Annotated in this window: 19 protein-coding genes; 8 read left to right on the top strand and 11 right to left on the bottom strand. The window is 56.6% G+C overall.

Going from position 1 to position 19,360, the window contains the following annotated elements; genetic code table 11:
• Nucleotides 1-37 precede the first annotated feature (37 nt).
• From L2D14_05540 to L2D14_05530, 3 genes are all read right to left on the bottom strand, one after another.
• Complete coding sequence (locus tag L2D14_05540; GenBank protein ID WNK00888.1) at nt 38-1,198, bottom strand: acyl-CoA dehydrogenase family protein; 1,161 nt, start codon at nt 1,196-1,198, stop codon at nt 38-40.
• A 136-nt stretch (nt 1,199-1,334) separates the two neighbouring features.
• On the bottom strand, nt 1,335-2,456 hold the full coding sequence (locus L2D14_05535) for an HlyD family secretion protein (GenBank protein WNK00887.1): 1,122 nt from the start codon (nt 2,454-2,456) through the stop codon (nt 1,335-1,337).
• The gene (locus L2D14_05530) at nt 2,449-2,949 is read right to left on the bottom strand and encodes a MarR family transcriptional regulator (GenBank protein ID WNK00886.1); all 501 of its coding nucleotides are present in this window, start codon (nt 2,947-2,949) and stop codon (nt 2,449-2,451) included. The genes L2D14_05535 and L2D14_05530 overlap by 8 nt, the downstream gene beginning before the upstream one ends.
• Nucleotides 2,950-3,023: 74 nt before the next feature.
• Between L2D14_05530 and L2D14_05525 the strand changes: the two genes are divergently transcribed.
• The 6 genes from L2D14_05525 to L2D14_05500 all read left to right on the top strand — a co-directional run bounded on the left by L2D14_05525 (nt 3,024) and on the right by L2D14_05500 (nt 9,255).
• On the top strand, nt 3,024-4,556 hold the full coding sequence (locus tag L2D14_05525) for a DHA2 family efflux MFS transporter permease subunit (GenBank protein ID WNK00885.1): 1,533 nt from the start codon (nt 3,024-3,026) through the stop codon (nt 4,554-4,556).
• Between the two features lie 231 nt (nt 4,557-4,787).
• A complete protein-coding gene (locus tag L2D14_05520; protein ID WNK00884.1) occupies nt 4,788-5,510 on the top strand; it encodes an ABC transporter ATP-binding protein in 723 nt (240 codons plus the stop codon).
• Nucleotides 5,480-6,124: a CbiQ family ECF transporter T component gene (locus tag L2D14_05515; protein ID WNK00883.1), complete on the top strand. Its 645-nt coding sequence runs from the start codon at nt 5,480-5,482 to the stop codon at nt 6,122-6,124. The genes L2D14_05520 and L2D14_05515 overlap by 31 nt, the downstream gene beginning before the upstream one ends.
• The gene (locus tag L2D14_05510) at nt 6,124-6,678 is read left to right on the top strand and encodes a biotin transporter BioY (protein ID WNK00882.1); all 555 of its coding nucleotides are present in this window, start codon (nt 6,124-6,126) and stop codon (nt 6,676-6,678) included. Before L2D14_05515 ends, L2D14_05510 begins: the two co-directional genes overlap by 1 nt.
• The gene (locus tag L2D14_05505) at nt 6,675-8,117 is read left to right on the top strand and encodes an AMP-binding protein (GenBank protein WNK00881.1); all 1,443 of its coding nucleotides are present in this window, start codon (nt 6,675-6,677) and stop codon (nt 8,115-8,117) included. The genes L2D14_05510 and L2D14_05505 overlap by 4 nt, the downstream gene beginning before the upstream one ends.
• A 10-nt stretch (nt 8,118-8,127) precedes the next feature.
• Complete coding sequence (locus tag L2D14_05500; protein WNK00880.1) at nt 8,128-9,255, top strand: thiolase family protein; 1,128 nt, start codon at nt 8,128-8,130, stop codon at nt 9,253-9,255.
• On the opposite strand, the gene L2D14_05495 is transcribed toward L2D14_05500, so the two are convergent.
• The 8 genes from L2D14_05495 to L2D14_05460 form a co-directional block, all read right to left on the bottom strand.
• On the bottom strand, nt 9,252-9,947 hold the full coding sequence (locus L2D14_05495; GenBank protein WNK00879.1) for a nitroreductase: 696 nt from the start codon (nt 9,945-9,947) through the stop codon (nt 9,252-9,254). The genes L2D14_05500 and L2D14_05495 overlap by 4 nt on opposite strands.
• 192 nt (nt 9,948-10,139) lie before the next feature.
• Nucleotides 10,140-10,826 (bottom strand): HAD family hydrolase, encoded by a 687-nt coding sequence (locus tag L2D14_05490; GenBank protein ID WNK00878.1) that lies wholly within the window; start codon nt 10,824-10,826, stop codon nt 10,140-10,142.
• The gene (gene gph, locus L2D14_05485) at nt 10,823-11,485 is read right to left on the bottom strand and encodes a phosphoglycolate phosphatase (GenBank protein ID WNK00877.1); all 663 of its coding nucleotides are present in this window, start codon (nt 11,483-11,485) and stop codon (nt 10,823-10,825) included. The genes L2D14_05490 and gph overlap by 4 nt, the downstream gene beginning before the upstream one ends.
• Nucleotides 11,482-12,861 (bottom strand): ribulose-bisphosphate carboxylase, encoded by a 1,380-nt coding sequence (locus L2D14_05480; GenBank protein ID WNK00876.1) that lies wholly within the window; start codon nt 12,859-12,861, stop codon nt 11,482-11,484. Before L2D14_05480 ends, gph begins: the two co-directional genes overlap by 4 nt.
• A 36-nt stretch (nt 12,862-12,897) precedes the next feature.
• On the bottom strand, nt 12,898-13,977 hold the full coding sequence (gene fba / locus L2D14_05475; GenBank protein ID WNK00875.1) for a class II fructose-bisphosphate aldolase: 1,080 nt from the start codon (nt 13,975-13,977) through the stop codon (nt 12,898-12,900).
• A gap of 2 nt (nt 13,978-13,979) precedes the next feature.
• Nucleotides 13,980-15,998, bottom strand: a complete 2,019-nt coding sequence (gene tkt, locus L2D14_05470; GenBank protein ID WNK00874.1) for a transketolase — start codon at nt 15,996-15,998, stop codon at nt 13,980-13,982.
• Between the two features lie 39 nt (nt 15,999-16,037).
• Nucleotides 16,038-16,910: a phosphoribulokinase gene (locus L2D14_05465; protein WNK00873.1), complete on the bottom strand. Its 873-nt coding sequence runs from the start codon at nt 16,908-16,910 to the stop codon at nt 16,038-16,040.
• Nucleotides 16,911-16,933: 23 nt separating this feature from the next.
• Nucleotides 16,934-17,947 carry a class 1 fructose-bisphosphatase gene (locus L2D14_05460; GenBank protein ID WNK00872.1) on the bottom strand — a complete coding sequence of 338 codons (1,014 nt, stop codon included), beginning with the start codon at nt 17,945-17,947 and terminating at the stop codon, nt 16,934-16,936.
• An 88-nt stretch (nt 17,948-18,035) separates the two neighbouring features.
• On the opposite strand from L2D14_05460, the gene L2D14_05455 reads away from it, so the two are divergent.
• Entirely contained in the window at nt 18,036-18,974 is a 939-nt protein-coding gene (locus tag L2D14_05455) for a LysR substrate-binding domain-containing protein (GenBank protein WNK00871.1), read from the top strand.
• A gap of 111 nt (nt 18,975-19,085) precedes the next feature.
• Nucleotides 19,086-19,346, top strand: a complete 261-nt coding sequence (locus L2D14_05450) for a GIY-YIG nuclease family protein (protein WNK00870.1) — start codon at nt 19,086-19,088, stop codon at nt 19,344-19,346.
• Nucleotides 19,347-19,360: the final 14 nt, after the last annotated feature.

Below are 19,360 nucleotides of genomic sequence, written 5' to 3'. Positions count from 1 at the left end.
CCCCCAACCGCAGGTTTCGATCATCTAATCCGTTTGGTCAGTTCCGCTGCGAGAAACGCCGCCCAACCATCGATGCGGCAATGTTGACTTTCTGAATGTCGATTGAACCGCCGGCAATACCCCAGCCCCACGCATCGCGCATCTTTTGCTCGATAGGAAATTCGGTCGAATACCCATAAGCGCCCATCAGTTGCATCGCCTTGCCGGTGACTTCGCGAGCGATTTCATTGGCATAACACTTGGCAACAGAGCTGTCGCCAACCGATGGCAATCCTTGAGATGCATTTACGACAGCACGGTATAAAAGCAGGCGCGCTGCATCGACCTTCATTTTCATTTCAGCAAGATGCAGTTGCACGGCCTGAAACTCGACAATAGGCCGCCCGAACTGCTGGCGTTCCTGAACATAATCCAGAACGTAATCAAGTGACGATTGGGCCACGGCAAGACTCATCGTTGTATTGCCGCACCGTTCCAGATCAAAAGCCTCCATAAGCTTTTTAAAACCGCCAGCCGGAACCAGAACATTCTCGGCCGGCACTTCAACATTATCAAAAAAGATATCGGCGCTGACCATCCCGCGCAGCCCCATATGAATCTCAGGCTTGCCAAACGAAACGCCATCGCGGTCTTTTTCAACCAGAACGGCGCCGATGCCTGCGGCCCCCTGCTGATCGGACATCCGTGAATATACAACATAGACATCCGAATGACCGGCACCGGAACACCAGCGTTTGGTGCCGTTAACCACGACCTTATCGCCATTCACATCGGCGCGCGTCGTCAGATCCGTCAGTGCTGTTCCGGCGTTTGGTTCAGACATGGCGACGGCAACAATCATTTCGCCGGCGCAGACTTTCGGAACAATTCGCTGCTTCATCTCTTCGCTGCCGAAATGAGCAATGGCCAAGACGGGCCCGAAACAAGACTCGAAAACCGGAAATGCAACGCCGCAAGACACCTTGGCAATTTCTTCAAGCGCTAATACCGCATCAAAATGTGTAAGCCCGGCACCACCAAGTTCCGACGGCAAATTAATACCTAACATCCCCATATCGGCGAAGCGTTTCATGACACTGAGGCCCGCCGCATGGCCGGTCTCTTCAATTTCCTTGGCAGGCTCGGCCAACTCTTTCTCAGCAAATCGCCGTGCAGATTCCTGCATCGCGCGTTGTTCATCATTCAGCGAAAAATCCATCGTCTCACTCTTACTGTTATTAATACTTTGCGTTTGTCGGTTGTTCGCCTATTTGCGCCTGCGCCGGTAGCGCACTGCACATAGCATTTGACCAAGTCGGGTCAACCAGGGAATCCGGCACCTTTTTACCTTAAAATTATTGCAGCGATTTCGCCATTGCCTGAATGCCGCCCAGCAAATCGGCAAGTGTTCTTTTCTGTCCTGTGTCGACGGTTGCCGTGGCGGTCATCCCGGCGCGCAGGGCCGGCGCTTCGGGGGATGGAGACAGTTTCAGGCGAACCGGCAACCGTTGCACGACCTTGACCCAGTTACCCGAAGCGTTTTGTGGCGGCAGGATGGCAAATTCCGCCCCCGTTGCAGGCGAAATGCTTTGCACCTCGGCTTGCCAGGTATAGTCCGGGTAAATATCCAGGACCACCGTAGCCTTCTGTCCAACGCTGACATGTGTCAGTTCTGTTTCCTTATAATTGGCATCGACCCAGGGGGCCGTATCGCTGACGATGGCGAACAACGGTTCTGCTGCCGTTATCTGTTCACCAGGCAGCAACGGCACGGTGACCACGGTCCCGTTTACCGGCGATTTGATCGTCGTGTTCTCAAGATCCAGCCGGGCTTGTTCGAGCGCTGCGATCTTCACCCGGACCAGCGGATGCTTGTCTATCGGTTGTTGATCGTTGCCGCCTAATGCCGCTTTTACCCGTTGTATTTTCTGGCGCACCAACGTGACATGATCGGCGGCGGCATTGGCATCGTTTTCCAGCTCATCACTCCGGGTTGCGGATGTAATGCCCTGTTTTGTCAGTTGAATTTGCCGTTCAAAGCGCTTGCGAAAGTATGCGGCCCGGTCCTGTGCGTCCTTGAGCTCAATTCTGGCTTCCTTCAGTGTGGCGGCAAGAGTTTCGATTTCCTGTCTGGCGGCGTCGAGGTCCGCCTGGGCTTGCTCGACAGCAATCTCAAAGGGACGTGGATCAATCTGGACCAGAACATCCCCTTTCCTGACTTTCAGATGGGCGTGCGCGTTGACCGTGATTGCCCTGCCGGAAACCTCAGCCGCCAATTTGGCGATGTTGGTCTTCACATATGCGTTTTCGGTCGAGACATAGCGGGCGCTATACATCCAGTATCCGACAGCAAAAACGATCGCAATCAGCGGCACGACACCAAGCAGGACGAGGCGTGTCAGCAGTTTTTTTCTGGACCGCTTGAGAATAGGCAACTCGGTCTCGCCGATGCCGGAAATAGAGACGTCATCAGGCATTGTCTTTTTCGAGCTCTTTCAAATCGATCAAATCATTTGCCAGTGCCATCTCCTGAAGCCGATGCTTGATATTGAGCAGAAGCCCGGACAGCATTTCCCGCTCACGCTTGCTTAATCCTGATAATTCCTCTTCGACCATGGCCTCGGCGACGGGTGTAATCTTCCGATGGATGCGGCGCCCAAGCTCGGTCGCATAGATACGCTTGACCCGCCTGTCGGCCTTATCCGGACGACGTTCTAGCCATCCGAAGGCTTCGAGCTTGTCAATCAAACGTCCCGCCGAGGCTTTTTCAACTTCGAGAAGTTCCGCCAATTCCGACTGGCTGACGCCCGGCAGATCAATGACCTGTCTAAGGGCCTGCCACTGCGTACGTGTAAAGCCGATCTTGTGCACACGGCGATCGAAAACCGTCCGCTGCAGACGCGCCGCCTCCTGAATCATCAGTGCCAGTGAGCGCCCCTCTGAAAGCGCCGGCGGGCTGTTTTTAGCCATGGCTGAAAACCTCATAAAATATAGTAATGATTGTTACTATTGCCTAGATTACTGTCAACACATATACCTTTTAGATGTCTGCCGCCAACTCACATGATGCTGCTGCACAGCCCCCGGAAATAACGCCGGCACGGCGTTATGTGATCCTGTCGATGGTTGTCCTGAGCGTGACACTTTACGGCACGTCGATCCTGATCGGTGCCGCCGTTTTGCCGCAGATACAGGGATCGCTATCGGCGACGCCCGATGAAATCTCCTGGACCATGACGTTCAACATCCTGGCGACGGCGGTGGCGACACCCTTATCGGGCTGGCTTGCAGGTCGTCTTGGACGGCGCAACCTGATGGCTGGAAGCGTCGCTATTTTTGCCGTCGCCACATATTTTTGCGGTGCTGCAACGTCGTTGGAAGCATTGATTTTCTGGCGGATCGTACAAGGCGCCGCAGGTGCGCCGCTCGCCCCCATCGGCCAAACCATCACACTGGCTATTTTTCCCAAGCACCAGCATGGCATATGCATCGGGCTGTTCGGGATCGGGGTCGTCATGGGCGCGTTCATTGGGCCAATGATCGGCGGCGTGATGGCGGAACTCTATACCTGGCGGTATGCTTTTTATCTGATCGTTCCGGTCGCCGCCATTGCTTCTATCGGCGTAATGCTGACTTTGCCGCGCATGAGAAATGCATCCCCCGTCAGACTGGAATGGACGGGATTTCTTCTGTTAACCGTGACAATCGCCTGCACCCAGTTGGCGCTGTCACGCGGGCAACGGCTTGACTGGTTCCAATCCACCGAGATCCTGATTGAGGTTTTTCTGGCGGTGCTGACGCTCTACCTTTTTGTCGTGCATAGCCTGACGCACGAAAAACCATTTCTGAATCTGAAACTGTTGCTGAACCGGAATTATTCGATCGGACTGGTCCTGGTGACGATCTACGGCATGCTGAACTTTACGCCGATGGTGATTCTGCCCGGGTTGTTGAGGGAACATGTCGGCTTGCCGGATTCCCTGATCGGCTATGTCGTCGGCTCGCGCGGCGTCGGGGCAATGGTCGGCTTTTTTGCCGCCATTTTCTTTGGCCAGAAGTTTCCCAGGCAATCGATCGCCCTGGGCTTTTCATTTCAGGTCATCGCCGGCCTGTGGCTGATGACGGTAAATCTGAATACGGCACCCGTCGAATTCGTCCTCAATGGGATCGTCCAAGGGCTCGCCGTCGGATCGATCTGGGTTCCGTTGACCGTCGTGACGTTCTCGACTTTAGATCCGAAAGATTTTGACGAGACCAGTTCCGTCTATCATTTGTTGCGGAATATCGGTTCCAGTTTTTTCATTTCCATGTCCGTGACAGAAATTATCCGCTCAACCGCAACCAATTATGAGCGACTGACGGAAAACATTTCGAACTTCAATCCAATATTGAAAATGCCATGGGCAATGGGGCAATGGGATGTGGGAACTGTTGTCGGGCTTGAACGGCTATCCAGGGAAATTGTCCATCAGGCATCGCTGATCAGTTACCTGAACGCATTCGGCCTGTATACAATCGCCTCGGCAGCGGCAATCCCGTTGATCTTGTTTGTCAGCCGTCCACGACCCACAGGGTAACAGAAAGGGCCGCAGGGTAATCGAACTTCGGCATTAACTCTCTTTCCGGAATCGTCCCCAATCGGGCCGGCGCCACGATTGAACGGCCCTCTGCCTGATCATTAATTTATCCGTACGAAGGCGGATATTTTATCGATTTGTCATAGAGTTAGAGCAACATTAAAATCCGATGCTATCGCTCTTTAAATAGGTTTTTCCTGATAATCGTCATTCGGTGCTAGAATTTCCAAAATGAATAGTATCCCCATCACGGATTCACTGACGCTCAGAAACGTAACGTTGGAGCGCGCAGGAAACTGCGTACTCGACAATGTCAGTTTGCAGCTGTCGGAACGACGCATCGGTTTGATAGGCCGAAACGGATCGGGCAAAAGTTCACTCGTGAGCCTTTTCAACGGCATGTTGAAGCCGACATCAGGGCAAGTGCTGATAAACGGTGTCAACGTTACGGACAAGGGCCGCGATAGACGCGCGAATGTTGGGTATATTTTTCAGAACCCAGACCATCAGATCATTTTTCCGACGGTCATTGAAGAGATCGCATTCTCATTGGAGATGTCCGGCACCGAACGGAAAGATGCCAAATCGATAGCCGCCGAATACCTGACCTCTCTGGGTGCCTCAAATTTAACGCATCGCCCCGTTCATATGTTGTCCGAAGGTCAGAAGCAGTGGCTATGCATACATGCGGTTCTCGTTACCAAACCTAAAGTTCTTGTCCTGGACGAGCCTTTCTCCAGCCTGGATCTCCTCAACAGGTATCGGCTTGTGAAGTGGATTTCCAAGTTTACCCAGCAGATATTCTTGATCAGCCACGATCTGGAGGTACTCAGCGATTTCGACCGCATTATATGGCTGGATAGCGGACAGGTTCATTCTGACGGAAAGCCATCGGACGTATTGCCGGAATACCGCGAAGATGCGTGGAATTCTGCAGGAGGCATAGAATTTTAAACCTCCAACTTTCAAATAAGACATGGGCGCATCAGCTTTCGGCGGGCGTCAAACTGGTCGCATTATGTTTGATCAGCATTTCCATACTGCCCGTAAACGACACCGGGATTATGCTTGGCGTTCTTGCGGCCGTGCTGTTGCTCTATGTGTCGCTCGGCAAGGAAGCCGTCCGGATGTTATCCGTCCTGCGACCGCTGCTTCCAATCCTGGCCATGCTGTTCGCACTCCATCTTTGGGTCACGGACTGGCAGGTTGGACTCGTCGCCGTAAGCCGCCTCTTGGCGATGGTATTGTTGGCAAACGCCGTAACCATGACGACAACTATGTCGGACATGATGGACGCAGTTATCCCGCTGTTCTCTCCATTTCGGCGGTTTGGTCTCCAGCCGACAACGGTTGCGCTGGCTGTAGCGCTTGTCCTCCGGTTCATACCCGTACTGTTCGCCGAGTGGGATGCCCGGGAACGTTCATGGCGCGCGCGTGGCGGCGGGAGAAATACCTGGCGATTGCTGCCCGCCTATTTTCTAGGTGTCCTGCAACTATCGAACAATATCGGCACGGCCTTGGAAGCACGCGGTTTTTCACGGCAAAATACCAAGGGTAAGGAAGCCTAATGAACGCACGATCCGTTTCGCACATTGCAATATACGCAGCCCTGATTGGCATCCTGGGGCTGCTGCCAAAATTCAACATCCCGATTGCCGGCGGTGTACCCATTACCGCGCAAACCCTTGGCGTGATGCTTGCCGGCGTGATGCTTGGCCCTGTCCGCGGGTTTCTCGCGTGTCTGCTGTTTTTATTTGTTGTGGCCATCGGCTTGCCCCTGCTTGCCGGCGGTCGCGGCGGCCTCGGCGTATTCTTTGGCCCATCTGCCGGATTTCTTATCGGGTTCCCGCTCGGCGCGCTTGTCTCTGGTGCGCTGATGACGTCTTTAAAAAGGCTGCCGGTCTTCACCGCGGCCTTAATTGCCGCATCCGTCGGCGGAATAGGCGTCGTATATATCTTGGGTATTCCCGTGCTCGCCGCGATGGCGGATCTAACAATTACTGCCGCAGCAGTCGGGAGCATGGCTTTCATTCCTGGCGATATTCTCAAAGTCATTATCTGCGCACTCATCGCCAGAACCGTTGACCGCTTTCAACCCGAGTCGTTGTTAAGCAGGTCATGACTTACTTAACTGAATTTTTGGGAGCTCATGCTGCCGAACGGCCAGATGACGTTGCCTTGTACTGCAGCAAGTCACAGCTTACATGGGCCGAACTTTTCAATCAGGTTGAGATTCTGGGGGCATGGATAGCATCGCAAACACCCGAGGACGGGAGTGTTGCGATAGATATCCCAACATCAATAGAGTTTGCGGTGACGTTCCTTGCGACCGCGAACGCCGGTCGCCGGGCTATTATCTATGACAACACATGGTCGCCGACAATCCGATCGGACGTCGAGAAATCGGTGCAGGTTGATCTGTGTGTTTCGCAGACATCGTTCCCGGATATCCGCACCCTTCCATGCGCGAGCCTCTCGATAAAAACACCTGACGCAGACACCCCATTGATGGTCGGCTTCACGTCCGGCTCGACCGGCAAGGTTAAAGGCTTTGAGCGGACGCATGGCTCTTGGGTCTCAAGCATCCTTGCGGCGCAATCCGAATTCTCAATGCGCCATGACGACCGCGTCTGTGCACCGGGGTCGGTGTCTTTTTCCTTGTTTCTTTATGCTTTGGCGCACTGCATTTATGTCGGCGCCAGCCTAAGGCTTTGCCAGCAGTTCCAGCCAAAGAATATTCTTGCGGACATGCGCTCTGACAGGAGCACTGTATTGCTGGCCGTTCCAACCCAGGCCAAGCTTCTTATCGACATGGCCAGTCGATCCGGCGTGCCGCTTTCGGACTCGCTTCGTTTAATAATTACAAGCGGTGCAAAATGGCGTGGCGGCATCACGAATGACCAACAGTGCGCAATACAGAATGCGGAAATACTGGAGTTTTACGGCGCTTCCGAACTTAGTTTTGTAAGCATCGCCCGCCCCGGCGATAACCCGCCGGCAAATTCCGTCGGCAAAGCATTCGACGGGGTTGAAATAGATATCCGTGGCGCTGACGGCACCAGCCTGGAACAAGGGCGGACCGGCGCGATTTGGGTAAGGAGTCCGATGCTGTTCAGCCGTTATGTGATCGGTGAAAGCCCTGAATGCATGTGGGACAAAGGTTTTTTTACGGTCGGCGATCACGGCTATCTGGACACGGACGGGTTTCTGTATTTAGCCGGCCGTGAAATGCGGATGATTATAACCTCTGGTGCCAATCTTTATGCAGAAGCCGTCGAAGCCGCAATCGGCGTACATGAATCCGTCGAGAATGTCTCGGTAATCGGAATAGATGAGGCGCTCCGCGGGCAGCGTGTAATTGCGTTTCTGAAGCTCAAGCAGAACGGGTGCAAGCCGAATGCCCGGGAATTTGCCGCAATTTGCAGATCGCAGTTAGGGCGGCACGCGATACCTTCTAAATTCTATCTCGTCGATGATTGGCCGCTGGCCGCATCCGGAAAGACTAATCATCAAGCCCTGCTGGCGATGGCAAACGCCCCCGAAGCGTTGCCGCAATTATGAACATACCGCAATGAGCAATGATGTTTTCATCTCTGACGCCAGGCGGACACCTGTCGCCCCCCGTGGCGGGGCATTCTCCTCCTTGCGTGTCCAGGATCTTTGCACGCCGGTAATCGGCGCGATGCATGACCCGGCGTCTTCATTATCGGCCGTGGATTTGGTTGTGATCGGTAACGCGCTTTATGGCGGCGGCAATCCCGCGCGTCTGATTGCCCTGGATGCCGGTATCAGTGAACGGGTGCCTGCCATGACCATCGATACGCAATGCTGCGCCGGTATGGATGCGATTTCGCTGGCAGCCGGCGCCATTCGATCCGGCCGGGCGGAATATGCCCTCGCCGGAGGGGTCGAGAGTTTCAGCCGCGCCCCGATCCGCATGCATCGCGGGTACGGTCCCGCAGACGAACACGTTCCGTATAACCGGCCCCCATTTACACCGTGGCCGGAACGGGACCCAGACATGCTCGACGCTGCTGCTGAGCTGGCAACTTCACATAATATTACCCGTTCGGATCAGGAAGAATTCGCCATCCAGAGTCATGCGAAGGCACGCATTGCGATTGCCGCCGGAAATTTCTCTGCGGAGATCGTCCCGATTGCCGGAACGTCGAATGACGAATTCACGCGCGAACTCAGCCAACGGCTATGCGAACGCCTGCCTGATCTGGCAGGCAAAGGCCCGACGGCAATCACGACGGCAACCACGGCGGTTGAAGCCGATGCTGCAGCGTTCGTGACATTGCACCATGCACCGCCCGCGGCCACGCCTGCGATCAGGGTCCTCGACGATTTGAGCCTTGGGGGCGATCCGGCAATGCCCGGGTTAGCCCCCATAGATGCTGCGAAGGCTTTACTGCATCGAAACCGGCTACACGCCGGGGATTTGGCTTGCATCGAAATCATGGAAGCGTTTGCCGCGCAGGCGCAGGCGTTTATTGAAGCGCTCAGCTTACCATCATCTAAGCTCAACATCTCCGGCGGCGCCCTTGCCAGAGGCCATCCAATTGGTGCGAGTGGTGCAATCCTGGTCGTTAGATTGGTTCATGAGTTGCGCCGGCTTCCGCCGGGAAGTATGGGCTTAGCAGCTATCGCAGGGGCCGGCGGCCTCGCTTCATGCATTCTGCTTAAGCGGGTTTAATCCTGATCAAAACCCGAGAAATCCGTAAATTCCTCTAATGGCGCCCGCGTCGTCCGGAAATTGTTTTCCGGGGCTTCATCGTCTCCATATCCGATCGCCATCCCGCAAATGACAATCTCTTCATCCGGGACCGGTACAAATTCACGAACGATACGATGATATGGGGAAAGCGCGCCAATCGCGCAGCTATCAAGGCCGCGTGCCTTAACCGCCAGCATCAGGCATTGCAGAAACATACCGAGGTCCATGTAACAACCCGCACCCATTGCCCTATCGATCGTGACGATCAGGCCGACGGGGGCATCGAAGAACCGGTAATTTTTCAGGTGCTGATCGCGGCGCCCGGCAACATCCCGACGCTCGATACCCAAACTGCCGTACAGGGCCCATCCGGTCGCATGCTGGCGTTGCTTTAGATGCGGCGGCATCGGCGATGGAAAGTATGAATATTCCTCGCTTCCCTTATCTCCCGACAGAAAAGCGGCGCTCAGCGCATCGGCAAGACGTATCTTCGACGCACCGTTCATCACATACAGTTTTCCCGGTTGAATATTAGCGCCGCTCGGTGCCCGCCGCGCAGTCTCGAAAATCTCCTCAAGTTCGTTACGGCTTACCGGCATATCCTTAAACCGGCGCGTCGAGAAACGCGCGCGCATCAGGTCAGAAAAACTTCTTCCCTCATCGTGCAACATTGGGTGTTCCTACATTCAGCAAACAAAGGGCACTTTCACATTTCAAATTGATTATCCCTATCAACACTTATGACATGCCAATCATTCTCTGAGCGGCACATGTTTCATTTTATTGTCTGCATGTTATTCCCTGCCGACTTTGAAGGGAATCGTTGAGACAAGACCGGTTCTGTGGGTTTCAGCGATCAGAAACTAGAATATTTGCAGGATTTCTTCCAGGGTCGGCATACTTTGCCAAATCCTCGCCCGGTCGCCGAACTCCTCGGCAGCGGTATAAGTGCTCGGGATAACGTGAACGCGCAACCCCGCTTCGATTGCCGAAAAAACGCCGTTCCGCGAATCCTCGATCGCAACACATTTATTCGCCGCCAGTCCCAACCGCTCAAGGGCAAGAAGATAGACGTCCGGCGCCGGTTTTTTATTCGGCACTTCGTCACCGGCGGCTATGACCTCGAATATTCGTTCAGGTTCTGATTTCCAGCATGTACGGCATAACGCGTCGACGTTGGCGCGGCTGGTCGTGGTGGCAATGGCAAGCCGGATTCCTTCTTGCCGGGCCTGTTCGATCAACGTCGCAATCCCCGGACGCAGTTCAAGGCCGCCACCATCCAGCAATTCCCCGTAGCGCAGCGTTTTCGCACGATGTAGCTCGGCGATCTGTTCGCGGGTTATAATCGCCCGGTTTGATTTATAGTTGTGGTGGTAGGCATGGATCCGCTCCTTTCCACCCGTCGTTTTCAACAACTCGCCATACAGTTCCCGGCCCCAATGCCAGTCCATCCCGGCCTCGGTAAAGGCAGCGTTAAAGGCCTGACGATGTAGCTCCTCGGTCTCGGCAAGCGTGCCGTCAACGTCGAAGATAATAGCCGAGAGCGTCATGCAGTTTTCTTGTTCGTGAGAATGTAATCCGTGAGGGCTTCGAATGAATCGAATACGTATCTTGCCTGCAGTTGTTCGACCGGCGTTTTCCGATACCCGCCGCTGAACAACGCAAAATCGCAGTGCGCCGCTGCTGCGGTTGCTGCGTCAACTTCGCTGTCGCCGACATAAAGCCCGTTGGAAATATCTGCACCCAGCCTATCGAAGGCGGCTAACAGCGGTGCAGGATCGGGTTTCCGGCTCGCCAGGCTGTCCCCGCCGATGACAACATCGAAATAGACGACAAGATCGAGCCGCTTCAGGACCTCCAGCGTCAGATCCGCCGATTTGTTGGTGCAGATTCCAAGCTGGTAACCGTTGTGCCGCAGGATATGCAGCATATGAAGCACGCCGGGAAAGGGTCGGCTCAGCGTCGCCGGATCCGCCATGTAATGCTCACGAAAGCACGCCAGTGCATCGTCATGAGAGACATCGGCGGCCCCAGATTCGCCGAGACATTTTGCAACAAGTACCGGCACACCGTTGCCGATGAAGGACGTTACCTTGCCGAGTGAGAGCGGCGGCAGGCCAAAATCGCCCAACATTCTGACAGCAGCAGCGTGCAGGTCAGGTGCGGAATGCACCATTGTCCCGTCGAGATCGAAGACGATTGCACTCATGCGGCGATGTTCAGCGCTTGCCGCCATTCCGGATACAACTTGTCGGCATCGCTCTGGAAGCTTTCGAATGCGCGGGCAAATTCAGGGTGCTCGCGTGCGAACGCGATCGGATCGGCACCCTCACGCCAACAGGTTTCAGCCTGCCTGAGCGATGTGGCGCCCGCGGCCGGGCCGTCAATATGCCCATAACTTCCGCCACCCGCTGTCATGATCAGGTTGGAGTGCCCCAGGTTTTCGAAAAACCCGGGCATCCTGAGAGCGTTCATGCCGCCGGAAATAATCGGGGTGGTCGGCTTCATCCCGTGCCATTCCTGTGCATAGTAAGGGCCTTTAACAAAATTCTGCTCCAACATGTGCGCGATAATCCTGTCTGCGGATTCCCCTTCCATCTTGCCGTATCCCATCGTCCCGGTGTGAATGCCGGATGCGCCCTGCAGACGCGACATTTTCGACAACACATAAGCAGTGTAACCACGTTTGCTCTGCGGTGACGTCACGGCGCCATGTCCCGCCCGGTGATAGTGCAGAAACTGCTTGGAGAAACTCCGTCGCGCGGTGGTTATCGCCGCCGGACCGGTCACGTAACCGTCGACCAGAAACGCCACGTGGTCCGCATTCTCGCCGAAAGTTTCGAGTATATAATCACCGCGTGCAAGCATTTCGTAATGATCGTCGGCTGTGATGTTCGCCGAGAACAACTTTGCCATGCCTGTTTCATCCTGAGCGCGGCGCATGGCGTCGGCAACCAGCGGGATAGCTTCCTTCATCGGCGCAAACGACTGGTTGCCCTGCGGTTCGTCGTTCTTGATGAAATCCCCGCCGAGCCAGAATTCATAAGCCGCCGTCGCGAACGGTTGCGGACGCAGGCCGAGCTTCGGCTTGATGATCGTGCCGACGATGAAACCGCCGTCCTTTTCCGGACGCCCAAGCACGCGCCACAGATCGGAAATCGTGGTCTCGGGGCCATCGAACTTGTTCAGGTAGTCCTTGGGCACATAAAAGTCGTGCATTTTCGCGTATTCGACGTCGCCCATGCCCTGGTTGTTGCCGATGGTGAGCGTCAGGAAGGACGCGATCATTGCTTTGCCATCGGTGATGTTGAAGTCGAACAGCTCCACCGGGTAGGCGATTTTCATGAGCTCGGTGGCTTCGTCGATCTCGTAAACCAGTGCGTCGACGCCGCGGGTGTAATCGTCCGTCGTCGATACATTGACGTTGGTGCCGGTTGAGCTTTCGGCCGCGAAGTGCGCTGCCGTTTCAAGGTAACCGTATCCCGCCTTCGGCTTCATGATGTACGCGCAGAGAACATGTTTTCCGCCTGCGATCAGGTCGCTTTCGCGGAGCTCGAGATTGGCGTATCGATTTGACTGGTCCATGTGTCTGTTCCTTCCAACTATGATTTCTTGGTCTGTTCAGGCTGCTTCGGAAACCGCGACGCGCGGATCCAGGGTGCCGTCGGCGTATCGTTTCGCCATGTCGTCCATGGGGATGACGTCGATCTTCGACGCGTTGCCGGCGGTGCCGAACCGCTCGAACCTGTCACGGCAGATGTCTTCCATGGCCTGCATGGCCGGGACCAGGAATTTGCGTGGATCGAATTCTTCCGGTTTTTCGCTGGCGACCTTGCGGAACTGACCGCTCATGGCCATGCGGCAATCGGTGTCGATGTTGACCTTGCGCACGCCGGAGCGGATGCCGCGTTCGATCTCTTCGACCGGCACGCCGTAGGTTTGCGGCATCTCGCCGCCGAACGCATTGATGACGTCCTGCAGTTCCTGCGGCACCGATGACGAGCCGTGCATCACCAGATGCGTATTCGGCAGCTTCTCGTGAATCGCCTCGATCACCGACATGGCGAGCGTTTCGCCGGTCGGCTTTTGCGAGAATTTGTAGGCGCCGTGCGACGTGCCGCAGGCGATGGCCAGCGCGTCGACCTTGGTGCGGGCAACGAAATCGACGGCCTGGTCCGGGTCAGTCAGCAACTGGCCTTCGGAAAGCTTGCCGTCGGCGCCGCTGCCGTCTTCCTTTTCGGCCATGCCGGTCTCCAGCGAGCCGAGGCACCCCAGCTCTCCTTCGACGGACGCGCCGACCCAGTGCGCCATGCGCGACACCCGCTCGGTGATATCGACGTTGTAGTCGTAGCTGGCGGGCGTCTTCATGTCGGCTTCCAGCGAGCCGTCCATCATCACCGACGAAAAGCCGTGCCGGATCGCCGACATGCAGGTTGCTTCGTTGTTGCCGTGATCCTGATGCATGCAGATCGGGGTCTGCGGGTACATCTCGGCGAACGCCTCGATCATCCGGCGCAGCATCACGTCGCCGGCATAGGACCGCGCGCCCCGGCTGGCCTGCAGGATCACCGGCGCGTCGCAGGCTTCGGCCGCCTTCATGATGGCGAGGCCCTGCTCCATGTTGTTGATGTTGAAGGCGGGCACGCCGTAGCCGTGTTCGGCGGCGTGATCGAGCAGTTGACGTAACGTGATAATGGCCATCTTCAGCTTCCTTTCTTCGCGAGCAGATATTTCGCCAGATTGGCGGCGGCTGTGGCGGTGATGCCGAATTCCTCGTACAGCAACGGCGCCGGGCCCGACGCCCCGAACCCGTGCATGCCGATGACGCCGCCGTCGCAGCCCGCGTAACGCGCCCATGCGTCCGCTGATGAGGCCTCGATGACGACGGTGACGGCGTCTTCCGGCAGAACGGTGTTTCGGTACGTCGCATCCATGGCGTCGAACAGTTCGCAGCACGGCATGGAGACGACGGTAGCGGGGATGCCGTCGGCTTCGAGCATGTCCCGGGCCTTGATGGCGAGTTCCACTTCCGAGCCGGTCGCAACCAGTGTCACGGTGGGCTTCGAAGATGCCACGCGCAGCACGTAGCCGCCTTTTGCCGACAAGTTGTCGTCGGTGTGATCGGTGCGTACCGTCGGCAGGTTTTGGCGTGACAGTGCCAGCACCGACGGACCGGTATTGTCATTGAGCGCAAGCGCCCAGCATTCGGCTGTTTCAACGGCGTCGCAGGGCCGGAAGACCTTGACGTTCGGCATCAGGCGCAACGAGCCCAGGTGCTCGACCGGCTGGTGTGTCGGGCCGTCTTCGCCAAGGCCGATGCTGTCGTGGGTCATGACGTAGATAACCCGTTTTCTCATCAGCGCGGACAGGCGGATGGCCGGGCGGCAATAATCCGCGAACACCAGGAATGTGCCGCCGTAGGGAATGAACCCGCCGTGCAGCGCAATGCCGTTCATGGCGGCGGCCATGCCGTGCTCGCGCACGCCGTAGTGAATGTAATTGCCGGAATAGTCGTTGCGGCTGACCGGTGTCATGCCGCTGGACCGTGTGTTGTTGGACCCGGTCAGGTCCGCTGATCCGCCGACGGTGTTCGGCAGTGTCGCGTTGATGACCTCAAGCGCCATTTCGGAGGCTTTACGTGTTGCGACCGTTGGCGTGGTTTCCGACATCACTTTCTTAAAGGTGCAGATGGCCGCGTTCAGGTCATTCAGGTGCTTGTACGAGAGCGCATCGTTGAACGCCTGTTGTGAATCGCTGGCTTGTAGTCGCCCGGACCAGCGTTGACGCCGTTCTCGGCCACGCGCGGCGATACTCCGCCACAAGGTGACGGTGCTGGCCGGCACTTCGAACGGCGCGTACGGCCATCCTAGCGTTTCGCGGGCCGCCGCGATTTCATCCTTGCCGAGCGGTGCGCCATGCGTCGCCGCCGTGCCTTGCTTGTTCGGTGCGCCGAAACCGATCACCGTCTTGCACGCGATCATGGACGGACGCGGATCGAAGCGCGCCGTGTGAATGGCGGCGGCGATGGCTTCATAGTCATGGCCGTCGATGGCCTGGACGTGCCATCCGGCGGCGCGGAATCGTCCGAGCTGGTCCGTCGACGTCGAGATCGACGTCGCCCCGTCGATGGAAATTTCGTTGTCGTCCCAGAGCACAATCAGCTTCCCCAGAGACATGTGCCCGGCTAAATCGATGGCTTCGTGGCTGATGCCTTCCATCAGGCAACCGTCGCCGGCGATGACGTACGTGAAGTGATCGACAAGGTCGTCGCCGAAACGCGCGTTCATCATACGCTCTGCGAGCGCCATGCCGACGGCGGTGGATACCCCCTGCCCCAGCGGCCCGGTCGTGGTTTCGATACCTGCGGCGTGCCCGTATTCCGGATGCCCCGCCGTTCGGCGGCCAAGCTGGCGGAAATTCTTCAGTTCCTCGACGTCCATATCGCCGTAGCCGAGCAGATGATGGATGGCATACAGCAGCATTGATCCGTGACCGGCCGAAAGCACAAACCGGTCCCGGTCCGGCCACGCCGGATCGGTGGGATCGATGTCCATGAACCGGTTGAAGAGCACCGCAGCAACGTCAGCCATACCCATCGGCATGCCGGGATGACCGGAGTTGGCGGCTTCGACGGCATCCATCGCCAGTGCCCGGATTGCCGTTGCCATTTCCTTCTCGCTCCATACGGCTGTTTGCCTGGCTGCTGCGGCTTGAACGTTCATGGAACAACTCCTCTCCGGGGCTCACTTCAGGGACATGTTTCAGGCGCGTTTCGATTGATCGACCAGGCGGAGAATCATCGGTGTCAGGATCAATTGCATGGCGAGATCCAGCTTGCCGCCGGGGATCACAATGGAGTTTGCACGGCTCATCCAGCTGCCCTGGATCATGCTGCTCAGATAGGCGAAATCGATGCCACGCGGGTTCTTGAAGCGGATAACCACAAGGCTTTCATCGGCTGTCGGGATCCAGCGCGCAACGAACGGATTCGAGGTATCGACAACCGGGACGCGCTGGAAATTGATATCCGTCTCGGTGAATTGCGGCGTGATGCAATGAACATATGCATGCATACGGCGCAGGATCGTATCGGTGACGGCTTCGGTTGTGTAACCGCGCATCGCGCGATCTCGGTGGATTTTCTGAATCCATTCAAGATTAATGACCGGCACCACCCCGATCTTCAGATCCGCATGCTGCGCGACATTGACGCTGTCGGTGACGACCGCACCGTGCAGGCCCTCGTAAAAAAGCAGGTCTGACCCGGCATCGAAATCTTCCCATGCGGAAAATGTGCCCGGTGCTGCGCCATAATTTTCGGATTCCGCTTCATCATGTACGTAATGACGTGTCTGGCCTTTTCCGGTTTCGCCATAGATGCGGAACACCTCGGAAAGCTCTTCCAGGATATTGGCCTCATAACTGAAATGACTGAATGTGGCATCCCCTTCGGCAAGCCGCCTGTCCAGCTCGGCTTTCATTTCAGCGCGTTCATATCGGTGAAACGCATCGCCTTCGATCGATACCGCATTGATGTTCTCACGGCGGAATATCTGATCGAACGTATGCTTGACCGTCGATGTGCCTGCACCGGATGAGCCGGTTACGGAAATGATCGGATGCTTTTTGCTCATGGTGTCCCTCAGGGTTCTTTTGTTCAGGCGCTGAACAGGCCGCGTGTGCCGAACAATGGCGAAACCTCGGCGGCAGGCAGGTCGTGATAAGCGGTCACGCGGGCGACCTTGTCGGTTGAACCGAACACCAGCGGTGAGCGTGCGTGCAGGTTTGCGGGAACCTGGTCGAGAATGCGCTCGGAACCGTCCGTCGCTTGTCCACCGGCCTGTTCGACCAGCATGGCGATCGGGGCGCATTCATAAACCATGCGCAACCGGCCTTTTTCGTATCCCGCGCGTGCATCCGCCGGATACAGGAAGATGCCGCCGCGTATGATGATCCGGTGCGCTTCGGCGACAAGTGAAGCGACCCAGCGCATGTTGAAGTTCTTTCCACGTGGTCCCTCGTCGCCAGCCAGGCAGTCGTCGATATAAGCCCGCACAGGCGCTGACCAATGACGGAAATTGGAAGCGTTGATGGCGAACTCGGTGGCCGTCGACGGGATCTGAAGCGCGCCAGAGACAAGCACGAATTTGTGCGATGCCGGTTCGAGTACAAAATGAAGAACGCCGTTGCCGAAGGTGAGAAGGAATGCCGTCTGCGGCCCGTAGATTACGTAACCCGCCGCCAGCTGCTCGCTTCCCGGGCGCAGAAACGTCTCGTCGGCTGTCTCTCCAGAATCGAAAACCGAGAAAATCGTGCCGATGGAAACATTCACATCGATATTCGACGAGCCGTCCAGCGGATCGATGGCGACCGCTAGTTTGCCATCAGACGATTGTTCGATGGCCGTTTCGCACTCTTCCGAAGCAATCCAGCGGACCGGTGTCCCATGGAAAGCCGCGACGAACGCTTCGTGCGCTTCGATATCGAGGACTTTTTGCTGATCACCATCGGTATTTACACCGGCGGCATCACCAAGTGCACCGCCAAGCGGGCCGGCCGAAATGCGGGCGGAGAGTTGCACGGCGACGTCGGCAACAGCCGAGATGACGGTGGACAGCTCACTGTCCACATGCGCCTTCAGGTAATCGTCCAGTTCGGTCTTGGATGTCATTATTTTTTCCCAAGCGTGAAGCGCGTTTCCCTTGGGACGAATTGGTGCCAGTCACCAGCATAAAAATAAATTGAATATTTTTTTCATAGTGTTAAATAAAACTATGATCTTCGAGAAATCTCTCACCCTCAAACAACTGCGTGCGCTGGCCGCGATCGTGGAGTTCGGTAACCTGTCGAAAGCCGCAGCAGCCTTGAATGTCACGACACCTGCGGTGTCCACCCAACTGCGCAATCTGGAAGAGAATTTCGGCACCCCCATGCTGGTGCGCGGCCCGGACGGCTATGTTGACGTCACGCCGGCAGGGCAGGCGGTATTGACGGCCGTGGACGAGATCGAAACGTCGCTGCTGCACTGTATGAAGCGTGTCGACGCACTCAAATCCGGCAAGGAAGGTCATGTGATTCTGGGTGTCGTCAGTACCGGGAAGTACTACGCGCCCAGTTTGTTTGTTCAGATCAGAGAGGCGCTGCCCGATATCGATCTGGAGTTGGTCGTCGGCAACCGTGGCGAAATCATTGAAAAGCTGCGGAATCACGATGTCGATCTGGCGATCATGGGGCGCCCGCCGCGCGAGCCCGTCGTCGATGCCGAAGACCTTGGGCCGCACCCGCATCTGTTGATTGCCCCGCCGGGCCATCCCCTGCTTGCGCGCAAACAGGTCCAGGCAGAAGATTTGCTGAAAGAGACGTTCCTTTGCCGTGAACTGGGATCCGGGACGCGTATTCTGATGGAACGCTATCTGGACCGGATCGGTGAAGGTCAACCGTACGACAAGATCGAACTGGGGACCAACGAGACCATCAAGCAGGCGGTGATTGCCGGTCTCGGGATTGCGCTTATTTCCGCACATACGGTCATTGCGGAACTGGAAAGCGGCCGGCTCATGACCATCGACATGCAAGGCCTGCCGATTGTCCGTCGCTGGTTTGTCGTGCACAGCGCAGACAGGAAGCTGACGCCTGCCGCGACGCACTGCCGCGATTTTGTCATCAGCCTGAACGGATCGTTCCTGCCGCACGTTTGACATGTTTTACAGGTTGTCGGCAAAACAGAGGATTAACCCGGCATTACCTATTTCACTGCTATAAAATGACGCCCTTGTCAGGGTGAGCATCAATTGTACCGGCAGGCATTCATGGCAGCCTACGTTTACGTCATCGGATCGAAAAACAAACCGGCGTCCCGGACTTATGTCGGCTGGACGGTCGACCCGGAAGCGCGGCTTGGCGCGCACAACGCCGGGCAAGGCGCGAAAAGCACACGGGGGCGCGACTGGCAGCTTCTGTATCTGGAAAAATACGAGACTCGCAGCGAAGCCATGAGCCGCGAGTGGTATTTGAAAAAAGACCGCGCCCTCAGGGACCGCCTTCGGCAGGCCTTACAGGTCGATTACTGAAAAAAGGAAATCGG

This window comes from Thalassospiraceae bacterium LMO-JJ14 (assembly GCA_021555105.2).
Taxonomy (GTDB): domain Bacteria; phylum Pseudomonadota; class Alphaproteobacteria; order Rhodospirillales; family Casp-alpha2; genus UBA4479.
Note: the sequence above shows the minus strand (reverse complement) of the source record. Positions and strands in the feature narration are given on the sequence as shown.